The sequence below is a fragment of the Curtobacterium sp. S6 genome (assembly GCF_000710345.2).
Taxonomy (GTDB): Bacteria; Actinomycetota; Actinomycetes; order Actinomycetales; family Micrococcaceae; genus Rothia.
Genome location: NZ_JHEL01000015.1, coordinates 242,765 through 258,694 on the forward strand (window position 1 = coordinate 242,765; position 15,930 = coordinate 258,694).

General features: G+C 64.7%; 14 protein-coding genes. 9 read left to right on the plus strand and 5 right to left on the minus strand.

Annotated features, from left to right (window positions below):
* The first annotated feature begins 62 nt into the window (after positions 1 to 62).
* Both CURSPS6_RS03345 and CURSPS6_RS03350 read left to right on the plus strand, forming a co-directional pair.
* Positions 63 to 3,407, plus strand: coding sequence for a DNA polymerase III subunit alpha (locus CURSPS6_RS03345; protein ID WP_051687584.1), 3,345 nt, complete (start codon positions 63 to 65; stop codon positions 3,405 to 3,407).
* Positions 3,408 to 3,682: 275 nt separating this feature from the next.
* Positions 3,683 to 4,666, plus strand: a complete 984-nt coding sequence (locus CURSPS6_RS03350) for a hypothetical protein (RefSeq protein ID WP_030014131.1) — start codon at positions 3,683 to 3,685, stop codon at positions 4,664 to 4,666.
* 93 nt (positions 4,667 to 4,759) lie between these two features.
* On the opposite strand, the gene CURSPS6_RS03355 is transcribed toward CURSPS6_RS03350, so the two are convergent.
* Together CURSPS6_RS03355 and CURSPS6_RS03360 are read right to left on the minus strand one after the other, a co-directional pair.
* Positions 4,760 to 5,821 carry a pirin family protein gene (locus tag CURSPS6_RS03355; RefSeq protein ID WP_030014133.1) on the minus strand — a complete coding sequence of 354 codons (1,062 nt, stop codon included), beginning with the start codon at positions 5,819 to 5,821 and terminating at the stop codon, positions 4,760 to 4,762.
* Between the two features lie 7 nt (positions 5,822 to 5,828).
* The gene (locus CURSPS6_RS03360; protein ID WP_030014134.1) at positions 5,829 to 6,320 is read right to left on the minus strand and encodes a carboxymuconolactone decarboxylase family protein; all 492 of its coding nucleotides are present in this window, start codon (positions 6,318 to 6,320) and stop codon (positions 5,829 to 5,831) included.
* 156 nt (positions 6,321 to 6,476) lie between these two features.
* Here CURSPS6_RS03360 and thrS point away from each other — a divergent pair, with 156 nt between their 5' ends.
* The gene (thrS, locus tag CURSPS6_RS03365) at positions 6,477 to 8,510 is read left to right on the plus strand and encodes a threonine--tRNA ligase (protein ID WP_030014135.1); all 2,034 of its coding nucleotides are present in this window, start codon (positions 6,477 to 6,479) and stop codon (positions 8,508 to 8,510) included.
* Between the two features lie 75 nt (positions 8,511 to 8,585).
* Here the strand turns inward: thrS and CURSPS6_RS03370 are convergent, their stop codons facing one another.
* Positions 8,586 to 9,089 (minus strand): FBP domain-containing protein, encoded by a 504-nt coding sequence (locus CURSPS6_RS03370; protein ID WP_030014136.1) that lies wholly within the window; start codon positions 9,087 to 9,089, stop codon positions 8,586 to 8,588.
* 103 nt (positions 9,090 to 9,192) lie between these two features.
* Between CURSPS6_RS03370 and CURSPS6_RS03375 the strand changes: the two genes are divergently transcribed.
* Positions 9,193 to 9,762, plus strand: coding sequence for an HIT family protein (locus tag CURSPS6_RS03375; RefSeq protein WP_030014137.1), 570 nt, complete (start codon positions 9,193 to 9,195; stop codon positions 9,760 to 9,762).
* A gap of 46 nt (positions 9,763 to 9,808) precedes the next feature.
* On the opposite strand, the gene CURSPS6_RS03380 is transcribed toward CURSPS6_RS03375, so the two are convergent.
* Entirely contained in the window at positions 9,809 to 10,429 is a 621-nt protein-coding gene (locus tag CURSPS6_RS03380; protein WP_030014138.1) for a TIGR00730 family Rossman fold protein, read from the minus strand.
* Positions 10,430 to 10,469: 40 nt separating this feature from the next.
* Positions 10,470 to 11,489, minus strand: a complete 1,020-nt coding sequence (locus CURSPS6_RS03385) for a hypothetical protein (protein WP_051687585.1) — start codon at positions 11,487 to 11,489, stop codon at positions 10,470 to 10,472.
* Between the two features lie 50 nt (positions 11,490 to 11,539).
* Between CURSPS6_RS03385 and CURSPS6_RS03390 the strand changes: the two genes are divergently transcribed.
* From CURSPS6_RS03390 to ruvA, 5 genes are all read left to right on the plus strand, one after another.
* The gene (locus CURSPS6_RS03390; protein WP_030014141.1) at positions 11,540 to 12,835 is read left to right on the plus strand and encodes a Mur ligase family protein; all 1,296 of its coding nucleotides are present in this window, start codon (positions 11,540 to 11,542) and stop codon (positions 12,833 to 12,835) included.
* Positions 12,832 to 13,554, plus strand: a complete 723-nt coding sequence (locus CURSPS6_RS03395) for a type 1 glutamine amidotransferase (protein WP_030014143.1) — start codon at positions 12,832 to 12,834, stop codon at positions 13,552 to 13,554. Before CURSPS6_RS03390 ends, CURSPS6_RS03395 begins: the two co-directional genes overlap by 4 nt.
* A 198-nt stretch (positions 13,555 to 13,752) precedes the next feature.
* On the plus strand, positions 13,753 to 14,514 hold the full coding sequence (locus CURSPS6_RS03400; RefSeq protein WP_030014144.1) for a YebC/PmpR family DNA-binding transcriptional regulator: 762 nt from the start codon (positions 13,753 to 13,755) through the stop codon (positions 14,512 to 14,514).
* Between the two features lie 18 nt (positions 14,515 to 14,532).
* On the plus strand, positions 14,533 to 15,204 hold the full coding sequence (gene ruvC, locus CURSPS6_RS03405) for a crossover junction endodeoxyribonuclease RuvC (RefSeq protein ID WP_030014145.1): 672 nt from the start codon (positions 14,533 to 14,535) through the stop codon (positions 15,202 to 15,204).
* A gap of 77 nt (positions 15,205 to 15,281) precedes the next feature.
* Positions 15,282 to 15,926 carry a Holliday junction branch migration protein RuvA gene (gene ruvA / locus CURSPS6_RS03410; protein ID WP_030014147.1) on the plus strand — a complete coding sequence of 215 codons (645 nt, stop codon included), beginning with the start codon at positions 15,282 to 15,284 and terminating at the stop codon, positions 15,924 to 15,926.
* Positions 15,927 to 15,930 lie beyond the last annotated feature (4 nt).

A 15,930-nucleotide genomic window follows, 5' to 3' on the forward strand; every position in this document is an offset into this window, starting at 1 on the left:
TCTAGCTAGTAGAGACGCCCCTGTTGGTTGACTTAATATTCGAACATGTGTTCGATTAAGGGGTGAATTTCCCTCACCTGGTCGCCTACAGCGCCTTCAGCTCGCACTACGGGGTCTCCGAACCCTCGGAGTTCGCTGCGACCGCCGCCTCCCACGGGGCCACACACCTGGGAATCACCGATCGCGACGGCCTCTACGGCGCCGTCAAACACGTCGGAGCCTGCCTGGACCACGGGCTGGAGCCCGTGGTCGGGGTGGACTTCGCGCTCGCGAATCCCTCACGGGAAAAGATCACCGGGCGCATCGGCGTCCTCGCGGAGGGGCACGACGCCGGCGCCGGCTACGGGGACCTCTGCCACCTCGTGACGCGGGCCCATGCCCTGCAAGAGCACCCCCAAGGGCGCGGCCTCGATGACCGGCCCTATCTCACGGCAGCCGATCTGGGTCGCGCCGTCGCGATGGGGGAAGGCCATTTCGTCATCCTGCTGGGCCCGGAATCCGATGTCGGACGGCTCGCGGCGGCCCGTCACTATCGGTCGGCCCGATCCGCGATGAAAGACTGGAAACGCCTCGTGGGCGCCTCGCGCCTGCGCGTGCACCTCGTGAGTCACCTGACCCGCCCCGGCGCACCCAGAAGCACCGCCCACGCCGCCCGCATGCTGGGCCTCGCCCGAGAATGCGGGATCCGGGCCGTCGTCAGCAACGCCGCCCGATACGCCACCGAAGACCAAGCCGTGACCGCGGATATCCTCGACGCCGCCCGGGGACTGACCGAACTCGGGGCGAGGAACCAGCAGGCCAACGGGCAAGGATGGCTCAAATCTCCGGGGGAGATGCGCCGAATTGCCACAGACATCGCCCGCGCGGCGGACACCGGCATCACCGCGGCTGACCTGCTCGCCGCCACCTCCGAACTGGCCCACCGGTGTGCCCTGAACCCCGCCACAGACATGGGCTACGGAACGCCCACCGTCCCCGAGGCCCACCTTGCCGGCGTGACCAGTTCCCCCTCGGAGGAACTCAGGGGGCGTTGCGAGGCCGCGCTCCATCGAATCTATGGCCCCTCCGTGAACCGAGTGGTCCAGGGCCCGGGACTGGCCGCGACCGACCGGGAAACGCCCCGGCAACGACTCGATCGCGAGCTCCGCACCATTGAAAACCTCGGGTTCTGCTCGTATTTCCTGACGGTCGCGCACGTCTCACGGCTGATCGAGTCCCTCGGCATCCGTCACGCGGCCCGAGGGTCGGGGGTCTCCTCCCTCGTCAACTACCTCCTGAATATCTCCGTGGTGGACCCCCTCGAATACGGCCTGGTCTTCGAACGTTTCCTCTCGGACCAACGCTCCACCCTGCCCGACATCGATATCGACGTGGAATCGGCCCGGCGGCACGAGATTTACCGCGCCGTCTTCGACCACTACGGGGATCACCGTGTCAGCCTCATGTCCATGCACAACGCCTACCGCGCCCGGGGAGCCGTGCGTGACGCGGCGCGCGCCATTGGGCTCTCCCCGGACAAGACCGACCGCATCGCCAAAACCATCTGGCGGATACCGGCCGGGCAACTGCGCGAACTCCTCGACGTGAAACCCGAACTCGCGGAGCTCAAACGCGAAACCCAACGAGACCCCGCGGTCAACCTGCTGATCGACCTCACGGAACGACTCGACCGGCTTCCCCGCCATCTCTCGATGCATCCCTGCGGCGTGATCCTCTCCAATTCCTCCCTGCTGCGACGCACCCCGGTACAGGCATCAGGAATGGGCCTGCCCATGAGCCAATTCGACAAACACGACATGGACCCCATGGGCCTGCTCAAACTCGACATCCTGGGCGTCCGCATGCAGTCCTCGATGGCCTACACCCTCCAGGAGATCGAGCGCACCGAAGGCAGCGCCCCTGACCTAGACGCCATCGACACTCACGACGAGCCCACCTTCGACCTCATCCGATCGACCCAGACCCTGGGGTGCTTCCAGATCGAATCCCCCGGCCAACGGGAACTGATCGGAAAAATGCAACCGGGCAGCGTCGGAGACCTCATCATCGACATCTCCCTCTTCCGTCCCGGCCCCATGCAGTCGGACATGGTGCGCCCCTACCTCGAGTCCCGACACGGTTTCGCGAGCCCCCACTACATCGAAGAAGACCTCGTCCCATACCTCGAGGAAACCGGCGGGGTCATGGTCTTCCACGAACAGGTCCTCAACGTCCTGAGCACCATGACGGGCTGCGGCCTGGCCTCAGCGGATGAACTCCGCCGAAAACTCGGCAGCCACGCTGAACACGAGGTTGAATCGTATTTCCGCGACCGCGCGAAAAGTAACGGGTACGCGCCAGAGGTCATCGACAAAACCTGGTCCGCGCTCGCGTCCTTCGGATCCTTTGGATTCTGTAAGGCCCACGGGGCGGCCTTCGCCATTCCCACATACCAGTCGGCCTGGCTCAAAACCCACTACCCGGCGCACTTCATGACCGGAATCCTCGAACACGACCCCGGCATGTACCCTCAGCGACTCCTTCTGGGGGAGGCGCGCCGCTTGGGCATCGAGCTCCTCCCGATCGACGTCAACCGATCGGACAAAAGCTACCGGGTCGAACCCCTGCCGAACGGATCCCGCTGGGGGATCCGCCTACCGTTGACGCAACTTGCGGGAATCAACCGGGCGGAAGTCGACCGCATGATCGCCCATGCCCCCTACACCTCGGTGGCCGACCTCACCGCTCGCGCGCGTCCCCATCGACCTACCCTCGACCGCCTCGCGAAGGTCGGAGCCCTCGACGCCTCCGTATTCCGCGGCGTCGAGCTGATACAGAAGGCACCCGCGGCGCTCGCGGGACGACGGGAGGAGCGCGGTGCCGCTGGGGAGGTCGGCCAAGCGGCGGGCGTTCCGCTTCAGCTCGCCCTTCCGCTGGGGGCCTGCCACGAAACACCGTACCGGGACCGGGACACGAGCGATCTCCCCGCGACCCTGCGCACCGAGCTGGATCTGTTGAGCCTGGATGTCTCCGCGCATCTGATGGCAGGGTACCGCCATCGACTGGAGGGATGGCCGCTGACGAGGGCGGTTGATCTGATCCGCTGCCGGAACTCTTCCGAAGTCTGGGTCGTGGGGGTCCGCGTCTCGACGATGACCCCGCCGATGAAAAACGGGAAACGGGTGGTCTTCATCTCGGTCGATGACGGAACGGGATGCGTGGACGCGGCATTCTTCGACGAGGCCCAGGCTCTTTCCGGGCCCGATCTGTTCGGCACGGCCATGCTCCTGATCAAGGGAAAGACCCGGCGAACCGGTCCGCGGGGGATATCGCTGACCGCGGAGAGGGCCTGGGACCTGACCAAGATGGTGGAGGGTGAGACCCCGGTGCCCGAAGAAATCCGTCGCCATACCCGAAGGATTGCATAACGAAACCATCACGATAGTGTCTCGAAATGATTGACGTATCGAAAAATCCTCAACAATGGGCTCATTTGTATCTATAAAAAGCGCAGGACCGTCGCTAAACGGGCGTTCTGGGAGTATATGAAAAATGAATATGAAAATTTGAGGATCGTGATGGATTCTTAACCTGATCCGTGGGCTGCGTCGATACGGTGGAAACAGCTGGTTGCGGAAAAGGCGCCGCCAGGGGAACTCATCACGGAAGAGGCCGCAACGGCCTCGGAAAGAGGAAAGAACCCATGCAGAACCACACGACCAACCGGACATCATTCGCACGACCCGCCGCCGCAGGTCTCGCGGCGCTCGCGCTAGGCCTCGGCAGTGTGGCCGGCCTAGGGGCTCTGCCCGCCAACGCTCAGGAACCCGCACCGTCGGCCCAAGTGGCCGGACAGGACACGACCGCAAACAGCGAGAACCGCACCGCATGGTTGGAACAGCACGGTACGGCCCCTCTCGGATACACCTCGGGCCGCGGAACCGGACCGACGTGGTCCCCCGTGATCCAGCAGGGGCTGGGGGCAACGAGCTTCCAGTTGCGGGTCCCCGACCCCGAGAACCACCTGCCGGTGGCTGCGCCGGACGGAACCTATCAGGTTGACGTCGGCGACGGTAGCACCGGACAGAAGGACTTCGTGGAGGTCCGCGACGGAGTGGCCGATCTGGGTGAGAACGCGACCCTGAAGGCCGCCAAGGGATCAGAGATGGTCCAGTTCCAAGGGCCCCTCCTCAAGGGGGCCTCGGGAGAGAACCCCGACGAACCCCGCTTCCTCGGGAGCGACGGAAAGCCCAGTACCTTGCCTCAAATCCATGCGGGAAGCATTTACAGTGCGGAAACCGCAATGGCCGCTTTACCGGATGAAGAATCCATGAATAACTCGGGGCCGCACGGTGTCTACACCGAGAATGAGGGAAATGACGCTATTACATTCAATCCGGAGAGCACCTATGTGATTCCCGAGGGGGACCATCCTGAAGTCAACGTGACGTATAAGGATGCGGCGACCCAAAAGCCCGTTACCGTTCCTACGGAGGCCACCTTCGGAAAGAACCAGGCCGGCGAACTCCAGCTTCAGGGTGGAGTCCTGCCGCAGTTGCCCTCCGGGCGGTACACCTTGAGCTTCACTGACCGGGAAGGAACCGAGATGAACTTCTACATGATGGTCGGAGACCCGAACCGGACGCCCGAGGCAGGGGACAGTGCCATGTACGACCTGCCGTACTGATACACACGGGACGCCAGGCGGCGAGACCGACGCACGGGGCCTGGGCCTTCCCTCACCGGAAAGCCCAGGCCCCACCGCGCGTCGGGGGTTGACTCACCCCCTGAGCTTCAACCGCGCATGGGGAAGGGCCGGGGCCGGAATGGGAGCGGGCGTGTCCGGCGGGAAAGAACCGAACTGACGCTCCTCGCGATCGACACGAGGGCCCGCATCGGTCTCCTCCACGGAGTCGAAGCCCATCTCCGCCATGTACCGAGCCCGCCATTCGGCGATCTCCTCGTGGCTGCGACCCACAAAGTTCCACCACATCACGATCTGCTCGCGAAGGGGCTCACCGCCGAGAAAAAGGATCGTCGCCGGCGAGGCACCCGCCGAGACCTCCACGGACGACCTCCCGGCCGCCACATACCCGATGCCTCCGTGCGGAATCTCCACGCCGTCGACCAGGGGAGGGCCGACGACCTGCAACACCCCGTGCTCGTGATCGGCGGGCACGGGGATCCGCACCCGAGCGTATGGTTCGAGCCGAATCTCCGCGCCGGTCAGAGGGATAAACGTCGATACCGGGGAGGTGCGACCCAAGAGCGATCCCAAGAAGACCCTGGCCCGAAAACCGTCGCCCTCGACCGGCTCCGGGTGGAAGGACTCCAGCCCCGGCTCGGAGAACCGTGCCGCGTCGGGGAACGCATACCACAGCTGCACGCCGTGCAGGTCGGTGGTCTCCGCGGTGGAGAACTCGGAGTGCGTGATGCCGCGCCCGGCATTCATGAGGTTGACCTCCCCGGGCAGTACGGCCGCGGAGTTCCCCGCGGAATCCACGTGGTCTATCGCCCCGTCGAAGAGCCACGACACCGTGGCCAAGCCCGTGTGAGGATGCCGCGAAACCTTCATCCCGCCGGTCACCGCGACGTCGTCCGGTCCGAAAGAATCCACAAAGCACCAGGCACCGATGAGGGAACGGGAGCGTTGCGGGAGCGAGCGTTGAACCGTCATCGCGCGTGGCCCACCGAGGGGCACCGCGCGAGGCTCCAAAATCTCCACGACACCGCTGCCGCACTCATGCATCGTCACGCCGTCTCTCAGGCCGTCCGCGAAAGAACCATACTTCGGGTCGCTGGCGCAGACGGCCTCTCGGGGGCTGGATTCCAGATTGCTCAAGGCGACCTCACCAATCGGCTCGGGGAACGGGGTGATGGGACATGATCGAAATGCGATTCGTTGCATTCATCGTAATCGCGAGCCACTGGACCGCCCCGAATTGGTCGTCCGTCAAAACCCCTGCGCTGACCTGCTGCGCAAAGTCCCGATCTTCCGAAGACGGCAACCGGGTCACCGCCTCCGCCAAGAACAACGCCGCCCTCTCCACCTCCGAATAGACATCGCTGTCTTCCCAAGCCGGCAGGAGGGCGAGGCGTTGATCGCTCACGCCGGCCCGCAGCGCCCGTTGCGTGTGAACATTCAGGCAATACGCGCACCCGTTGATTTGCGAGACGCGGAGACAAATCAACTCGACAATCTCGCGATCCAAACCCGCCTGGCGGGCCGCCTTCGCGGACGCAACGCTCAACGCACCGATAGCCTTCCACGCCTCCGGATGAGACTTATCCAAGTAAAACTTCAGCGGATCGTGGGCATTGGTGGCGGACGACGAATTCATGGCACTCCTCACTGACGTAGCTGAGCACGAGGATACCGGCGGCCGACGCAGGCGTAGAACAGGTAGAATCGCCACGTCCCCGGAGAACGGGGACTACTCTCAACCGCACGCCCCAGGTATCGGCGTGCGCCCAAACGACTCTAGGAGTGAGTGTCCATGGCCGAGAATCCGGCCGAATCCCTGCAGATCACCGTCCACGGCGAGCCCCAGCAGGTGACCACGGGCACCACCGCCGCGGACCTCTTCCAGGACGAGCCCACCATCGTCGTGGCCCGCATCAATGACGCCCTCAAGGACTTGTCCACCGAGCTCGTCGACGGCGACGTCGTCATTCCCGTCACGATCGACCAGCCGGAAGGCCTCGAGGTCCTCCGCCACTCGACCGCGCACGTCATGGCCCAAGCCGTACAGGCCATGCGACCCGACGCGAAACTCGGCATCGGGCCCTACATCACCGACGGCTTCTACTTCGACTTCGACGTCGAGGAGACCTTCACCCCGGAAGACCTCAAGAAGCTCGAAAAATCGATGATGAAGATCGTCAAGTCCGGCCAAACCTTCCGGCGACGCACGGTCACCCACGAGGAAGCCCTCGAGGAAATGAGCGCCGAGCCCTACAAGCTGGAACTCCTCGGCCTGAGCCAAGGACCCGGCTCGGGGGCGGACGCTGCCGAAGGAGCTGGCGTCGAGGTCGGCGAAGGCGAGATCACGATCTACGACAACGTCGATCGCAAGGGGGAGACGGTCTGGAAGGACCTCTGCCGCGGCCCCCACCTGCCCAATACCAAGCTCATCGCCAACGGATACGCCCTCACGCGCTCCGGCGGAGCATACTGGCGGGGCTCCGAGAAGAACCCGATGCTTCAGCGCATCTACGGAACCGCCTGGCCGACCAAAGACGAGCTGGTGGCCTACAAGGAACGCATCGCCGAAGCCGAGCGCCGCGATCACCGCCGGCTCGGAGAAGAGCTCGATCTCTTCTCGTTCCCCAAGACCATCGGGCCGGGCCTGCCGGTCTTCCACCCCAAGGGCGGGGTCATCAAACGGGAGATGGAAAACTACGTCCGAGACCGCCACATCGCCGAGGGTTTCCAGTACGTCGGAACCCCTCACATCGCGAAGGAAGACCTCTTCTACACCTCGGGACACCTTCCGTACTATTCCGAAGGCATGTTCCCGGCCATGGAGCTGGACAACGGCGACTACCGGCTGAAGGCCATGAACTGCCCGATGCACAACGAGATCTTCCGCGCTCGCGGCCGGTCCTATCGCGAATTGCCGCTGCGCTTCTTCGAATTCGGCACCGTGTATCGCGACGAGAAGTCCGGCGTGCTTCAAGGCCTGACCCGCGTCCGGATGATCACCCAGGACGACTCGCACAGCTACGTCACCAAGGAACAGGCACCGGATGAGGTGCGGCACCTGCTGAACTTCATGCTGTCGTTGCTGACGGACTTCGGCCTGACCGACTTCTACCTTGAGCTCTCCACGCGGGCGACCGAGGGGGACAAGAAGGACAAATTCATCGGCACGGATGAGCAGTGGGACGAGGCCACCGAGATCCTGGAAAACGTGGCCCGTGAGACCGGGCTGGAGCTCGTTCCCGATCCGGGCGGGGCCGCGTTCTACGGCCCCAAGATCTCGGTCCAGGCCAAGGACGCGATCGGGCGCACGTGGCAGATGTCCACGGTCCAGTACGATTTCAACCAGCCGTCGCGTTTCGGGCTCGAGTACCAAGCGGCCGATGGTAGCCGACAAGAACCGGTGATGATCCACTCGGCCAAGTTCGGTTCGATCGAACGCTTCATGGGCGTGCTGACCGAGCACTACGCCGGCGCCTTTCCGGCATGGTTGTCGCCGGTCCAGGTCATCGGGATTCCGGTGGCCGAGGCCTTCAACGACTACATGGGGGAGATCGCCGCAAAGCTCACCGCGCAGGGAATCCGCGTCGAGGTCGATTACGGTACGGACCGTTTCCCCAAGAAGATCCGCAACGCCTCGAAGGAGAAGGCTCCCTTTGTGCTGATCGCCGGCGGGGAAGACGCCGACAACGGCGCCGTTTCCTTCCGGTTCCGCGATGGATCGCAGGACAACGGGGTCCCCGTCGATCAGGCCGTGGCCCGGATCGTCGAGCACGTGACCGAACGGGTGAACCTCGACCCCACGGCCGTCACCGCCGACGCGGAGTAACTCACCGCGCGCGAGGAGAAAGGCCGCGGAACCCTCGGGTTCCGCGGCCTTTCGTGTTTCCTGCGGGTTTGAGCGTTACCGACCCCGACGATCGCTCAGGCGCTGGATGAAACGCCGGACGTTGTCGGTGGTCCGCTCCTTGCGATCCTCGATGGTCATGGTCTCTTCCATCTGGCGGATTCCCTCGGGGCGTTTGGAGCCCACGGTGTACTCCGAGCATCCCAGGTCCGAACAGAGGTAAGTGCCCAGGGACGAGTAGCGTTCCTTCTTGGTGGCCGGTCGGGCCGCGGAATACATGGACACGCCCGTTCCGCCGTGCAGGGTCAGGCAGAACTGGCACATCTGGGCGGTCGGTCGCCCCCGATGCTGGACCCGGTGAAGAACGATGCCGCGTGCGCCAGAAGGGGAGTCCACGACCACGTAGCCGCGATGCGGAGACTTCGGATCGATCCACCCCAAAAACGCCATGGACTGCCAATCCGACCGGTCCCAGTGCGCCGGCAGGTGAAGGCGTTGCGCTTCACCGTGACTGCAGTTCTCGAAGCTGTTCCTGATCTCGGATTCGGAAAGAGCGCGCATGTCACCCAACATATACCCCGGGACAGAAGGGCGACACGACGTGGGCGCGCGATGCGTGCGGCGAAGACCTCACTCCGGCCCGCGAACCGCCTAAGCTGGGGACATGACGGACAATCCTGACTATTCGACCGACGACTTTGTGCTTCCCGGCGTCCCCGATGCGTTCCAACGCATGTGGACGCCGCATCGTCGCGCGTACGTCGCGGGAGGGCAGAAGGACTACACGGAAAAATCCTGTCCATTCTGCGCCGCGCCCGAGCGGACCGATGAAGAATCCCTGATCGTCCACCGCGGCGAGAAGGTCTTCGTCGTGTTGAACCTGTACCCCTATAACCCGGGGCATCTTTTGGTCTGTCCGTACCGGCACGTCGCGCAATTCGACGAGATCGACCCGGAGGAGACGGCGGAAATGTCGGCCTGCGTCCAAACCGCGATGAGGGTTCTCCGCCAGACCTCCAACGCCGCGGGCTTCAATATCGGGATGAACCAGGGCAAGGTCGGCGGCGCGGGCATCGCGGCCCACCTCCACGAGCACGTCGTGCCCCGATGGAACGGGGACACCAACTTCCTGCCGATCGTCGCCGGGACCAAGGCCGTCACGCAGACACTGGACCAGATCCGTAGTCTGGTCGCCGGCTCCTGGCCGACGGAGAACGCCGGGCCCGCGAGCTGAGCGCGGCCACGGGCTGCGGCGAGCCTTGCTGTGGAAAGCCGACCGGTCAGCCCTGACGGTCCCACTTGGGCGTCGCGGGATGCCACTGCGCCAACGCTTCCAGCAGGGGAGCGGGTTCGGACTCGACGATGAGCGAGTCTCGCAGTTCCTGACGCAGGAAGCCCTCCTCGACCATGTGATCCAGGAGGTCCAGGAGGGGGTTCCAAAAGCCCTTGACGTTGTATAGGGCAACCGGTTTGGCATGCAGGCCGAGATGCTGCCACGTCCAGGTCTCGAACAGCTCTTCCAGGGTGCCGGCTCCTCCCGGGAGGGCGATGAAAGCGTTCCCGAGTTCGGCCATTCGATTCTTGCGTTGGTGCATGTCCTGCACGATCTCCAAGTCCGTGAGCCCCTCGTGGGCGATCTCCGCATCGGCCAGGGCACGGGGCATCACGCCGGAGACCTTCCCTCCGACGGCCATGACCGAATCGGCGAGAATGCCCATGAGCCCCACCTTGCCGCCACCGTAGACGACGCCGACACCGCGGCCGGCCAGGGCGACACCCAGTCGTCGCACTGCCTCGGAATAGACGGGGTCCACCCCGGCGGCCGAACCGGTGTAGGCGGTGACTCGGCGAAGGGGATTCGAGGCGGCGGGGGCGGAAGCGAACGCGTTGTCTGAAGGCATGTCGTCCAGGATATGCCCGGGGATTCGGTCGGGTCCGTTCTCAGAAGAGTCGGATCTGCTCCTCCGCCCGGGAATTCGGGGCGGGGAGCACGCGACACGCCCTGTTCTTCACAGAAGACATATTCATCAGGGACGGAACCTCGGGACCCGCGGGCGGGCCGCCCGGATCGGACCTGGACGGCCCGGTCAGGAGGAACGGCCCGGAACCGGAGGCGATGCGGCGGTCGCCGCCGCGATCCTCGCCGAGCGAGCCGGCCTCCCACATCGTCCCGTTCGACACATGCGCCATGAAAGGCTCGGAGAATTCGCCCGGTCGCCAGGGTTCATCCACCGCGGAGAATTCCTCGACGTCGAGTTCGTCCAGGAAGTCTCGCACCTGCGAGACGACCCGTTCGTGGTTCCGCACGATGGATTCCTCGGCCAGGGGGCTTAACCAGCCGGCCAATTTCGCCGCGACCCGTTTGACCTGGGTCAGCTTCAGGGCGCGGGATACGGCGTCTTCCAGGTCGCGAACCGTCCGGCCGTCGCGGGCCAACGCGACGTAGCGGGCGCACGCCACCGCCTGCTGATCGAGGCGAGACGTCTTGGAGCGCTCGTGAGCCGTGCCCACCTTGGAGGATCCATCCGGGAAGGTGGCCACGTAGAGCCAATGCGGACGATCCACATAGGCCCGGGCGGCCTCGGTCAGCTGGGCCCCACGGTGGGCCCGGTGAATCGGGAGGAATCGATCCAGATGCAGGCACAGTGGACACTGTTGCCCCTTGGCGATGCGGTTGGATTTGGGACACGGAACCTGTCGGAATCGCGCCGCACCGTCCTCGTCGAACTCCGCGTGGGCGAAGCCGTTGCACCACATTCCCGACGCGGGCCCGTCTCCCGTCCGGAGGAAGGGAAAGAGGTCACCCGGTCCGAGGCTCGCGGTGTGACGTTCTCCGGTGGGCAGGCCGTCGCGGATGGTCTCGTACCGGATCAGAGGGTGGCGCTCGTGCCAGGACACGTCGCGCCAGATGAACGGTTCTTCGGGCAACTCGACCCTTGTCGCCTCGTGCAGGTGATTCATCCCATCATCATGGCAAACATCCACGGGGCATGCGGGTTAGGATTGATCCCATGCCAAGACCAGTGATCTTCAGACCTGCGACGCGACTGATCGGCCAGGGTATTCGGTATGCGTCATCGCTACGCGGCGGCGGCTCGGCCTTCCCCGGGCTGGTGATGGAAAAGCTGGATCCGGACTTCGTGCCCCGCGTCTTGAAGAAGCTCCCGCGCGGGGTCGTGGTGGTTTCCGGAACCAACGGCAAGACCACCACCACCAAGATGACGGTTCAGCTGCTGGAGGCTCAGGGCCTCAAGGTGTTTACCAACCGCACCGGATCCAATTTCGTGCGCGGGGTGGCCGCGGCGCTGTTGGCGGAGATGAACCTCAAGGGAGAGCTCGACGCCGACATCGCGGTTCTGGAACTCGACGAGGCGCACGCGGTGCACTTCGTGAAGTTGGTGCAACCGAGGTACGCCTTGTTGCTGAACGTCATGCGAGATCAGCTGGACAGGTTCGGCGAAATCGACACGACCCGCAAGATGCTGACCAAGGTCGCCCAGGCCACCACGGGAACCGTCGTCCTCAACCGGGAAGACCCTCGGATCCGCGGTATCTCTCAGGACCTGTCGGCCGGCACACAGGTCGCCTACTACGGCCTCTCGCCGCAGTTGCGTTCCAAGTTCCCTTCCGACGACGAGATGCGCGACAAACGCCAGGCCAAGCAGGCCGAGGACCTTCCCGAGGCGGCGGTCACCCTCTCGTCCTTCGAGGGCACCACGACGAACCTCCTCCTCGGCGACCGCGAGGTCTCCGCGACGATCAATCTCTACGGGATGTACAACATCTACAACGCGGCCGGCGCCGTGGCCGTGGCCAGGGAGATCCTGGGCGACGAGGTCGACGAGCCCGCCCTTCTCCGGGAACTCGGCGAGGTCACGCCGGCCTTCGGTCGAGGGGAATCCGTGACGATCGGCGGTCGCAGCCTGCAATTGTTGCTGGTTAAAAACCCCGCGGGGTTCCGTCTCTCGCTGGCCTCGGCCACCGGGCAAGATTACGCGACCATGATCACCATCAACGACGAATACGCCGACGGCCGCGACGTCTCCTGGCTCTGGGACGTGGACTTTGACTCGTTGCGCCACGGGGGAGTCGACGTCGTCTCGGGCACGCGCGCCTACGACATGGCCTTGCGTCTCGAGCACGACGACGTGCCCGTTGGTGCCGTGAACACCGAACTCCGCAGCGCTCTCGACGAGTTCATCCGGGGGTCCGGGGATCAGCCGATGCGCGTCTTTTGCACCTATACCTCGATGCTGGCCCTGCGCCGCGAACTCGCCAAGATCACGAAGGTGGACGACATCGGATGACGACTCAGAAGCTCACCATTCTCCAGCTGTACCCGCGGGACATGAACATCTATGGCGACTGGGGCAACGTGCTCTCGCTCTCCCGCCGCGCCCGTCAGCACGGATTCGACGTCGAGATCATCGACTACAACCCGGGCGACGTCTTCCCGGAGGAGTACGACATTCTGGTCGGCGGCGGAGGCCAAGACTCCGGGCAGACCGTGATCCAGGATGATTTGCACCGCATCGCCCCGAAACTGCGGGAGGACGCCGAGGCCGGAACCCCGATGCTGGTGATCTGCGGCCTGTACCAACTGTTCGGGAAGGAATTCCGGACCGTTGGGGGCGAGTCGCTGGAAGGCATCGGTCTGTTCAATGCGCACACCATCGGCGGAGAGCAACGGCTGATCGGCAACATCGTGCTCGAGTCCGAGGAGTTTGGCACGATCGTCGGTTACGAGAACCACTCGGGGCTCACGTATCTGGACGGCGACGTCCAACGCCTCGGGACCGTGACCAAGGGTGACGGAAATAATCTCGACGATGACGGCGAGGGCGCGCGCGTGCACCACGTCATCGGCAGCTACCTGCACGGGTCCCTGTTGCCGAAGAACCCGGTGATCTCCGATTACCTGATCAGGCACGCCGCCGAGAAAAAGTACGGGCAATTCCAACCGGCAGATATCGACGACACCCTGCCCACCAGGGCCCGCGGGGTCGCCGCATCCCGCCCTCGTTAGCGGTCTTCTGGACCCCGGGGGACCCGCTCGGTGCGGGGGTGAAGGTGCCCCACCGTTACAATGGACCCCGGAGTTCATCGCGGACTGGCCCATCGATCGCCCCAGCGCCGTCGGTTAAGACGGTGCGCCGATTCGGTAGCGTCGGTCATCACGAGGCAGTTCCGCGTCACGTCAACGTCTATATCGAGGAGCACATTCATGTCGGGTCACTCCAAATGGGCCACCACCAAACACAAGAAGGCCGCGATCGACGCCAAGCGCGCCAAGGCCTTCGCCAAGTACATTAAGGGCATCGAGGTCGCTGCCCGCATGGGCGGTGCCGACATCTCCGGAAACCCTGCCCTGGATCTGGCGATCTCCAAGGCCAAGAAGAACTCGGTGCCGAACGACAACATCGACCGGGCCGTCAAGCGCGGCGCGGGGCTGACCGGCGAGGTCATCGACTACGCGGAAATCCTCTATGAAGCCCGTGGGCCTCAGGGATCGGCGCTCTACATCGAGTGCTTGACGGACAATAAGAACCGCGCGGCCGCCGAGGTGCGCACGGCCGTGACCCGCAGCGGTGGCACCATGGCCGATCCCGGATCCGTCTCATTCATGTTCGAGCGTAAGGGCGTGGTCGAGGTCGCCAAGAAGGACGGCCTGACCGAGGACGATCTCCTCATGGCCGTTCTCGACGCCGGGGCGGACGAGGTCAAGGAAGAAGACGAGGTCTTCGAGGTGATTTCGGAGGCCTCGGATCTTAACGCGATTCGCAAGGCCCTGGACGAGGCCGAACTCGAGTACAACAACGACGACCCCCAGTGGCGTCCTACCATGACCGTCGATCTGGACGCCGACGGCGCCCGGAAATTCCTGCGCTTGGCCGATGCCGTGGAGGCCCTCGACGACGTCCAGAGCGTTTACTCGAATGCGGATATTTCCCCCGAGGTCTTGGCCGAGCTCGAAGCCGACGACTAGCACGCACGGGACCTTCGCATGACCCCCGCCTCTTCGGCCCCGCTCGGGGCCGTCTCTTCGACGGCCTCGAGCGGGCCCCTGCGCATTCTGGGCGTTGACCCCGGTCTGACCCGTTGCGGTTTCGGCGTGGTCGACATGACCGGAAACCGCAAGGCCCGGTACGTCGATGCGGGCGTCGCGGGCACGCAGGCCGCGGATCCCCTCGACGCGCGGGTCCTGCACATCCAGCGGGCCATGCAAGGGTGGATCGAGACCTACTCGCCCGATGTCATGGCCATCGAGCGCGTCTTCGCGCAAGAATCCGTGAACACCGTGATCGGAACGGCTCACGCGTCCGGGGTGGTCATCGCCGCCGCCGCGGCCGCCGGGATTCCGGTGGCCTGGCATACCCCCTCGGAGGTTAAGGCCGCGGTGACCGGGAGCGGGCGAGCCGACAAGGGTTCCGTCGGCCGCATGGTCACCCGTATCTTGGACCTGAAGACGGTACCCAAACCCGCCGATGCCGCCGACGCCCTCGCCCTGGCGATCTGCCACGGGTGGCGCTCAGGAATCATCGGGACGGGCCTCAACATGAGCAACGGGGTCCAAACCCATCAGGGATCCGTGCCGCGGTCGCGAGCCTCCGGCGGCATGACCCCTGCGCAACGCGCCTGGAAGGTCGCCGAAGAGAAGTCACGCCGCGGTCGGTGAGATTCCGCCAGGACACGAATCGTCCACAGGGGCGTGATGAAGTGTCATTCGTATCTGTGTTCGAATAGGGTGGATCCATGATTTCTTCTTTGTCTGGGACCGTGACCCACGTGGGTCTTCACGAGGCCGTCGTCGAGGTCGGCGGTGTCGGCATGCTCTTCCACGCAACGCCGGGAACCCTGGCTACGCTCCGGCTCGGCGAGCACGCTCGAGTCGAAACCTCCCTGATCGTGAAGGAAGACTCCCTCACGCTGTTCGGATTCCGGGACAATGAGGAGCGCGAAGTCTTCACGACCATGCTCTCCGTCTCGGGCATCGGGCCGCGCATCGCGCTGGCCGTTCTGTCCGTCTATTCGCCGGTCGAGGTATCCCGTGCGGTCGCCGCCGGGGACGACAAAGCCTTCAGCAAGGTGCCCGGCATCGGACCCAAGGGCGCCCGACGCATCGTCCTGGAGCTGGCGGGAAAGCTCGTGCTGCCCGACCCGGAATCCGAATCGGAACCGGCGTCGGATTCCGGCACGGCCTCTCAGGGGCCCACGTGGAGGGGGCAGGTCCTGGACGCGTTGGTCGGCCTCGGGTGGACCGAAAAGGACGCCGTGAGCGCCGTCGACGCCTTCGTGGATTCTTCTCCCGAGGCCGCGTCCCTGACCGTGGCCGAGGCCCTGCGCAACGTCCTGGCCGGGCTGGGCCGCGCGAACGCCATGGGCCACCGGGCCAAATAGTCTG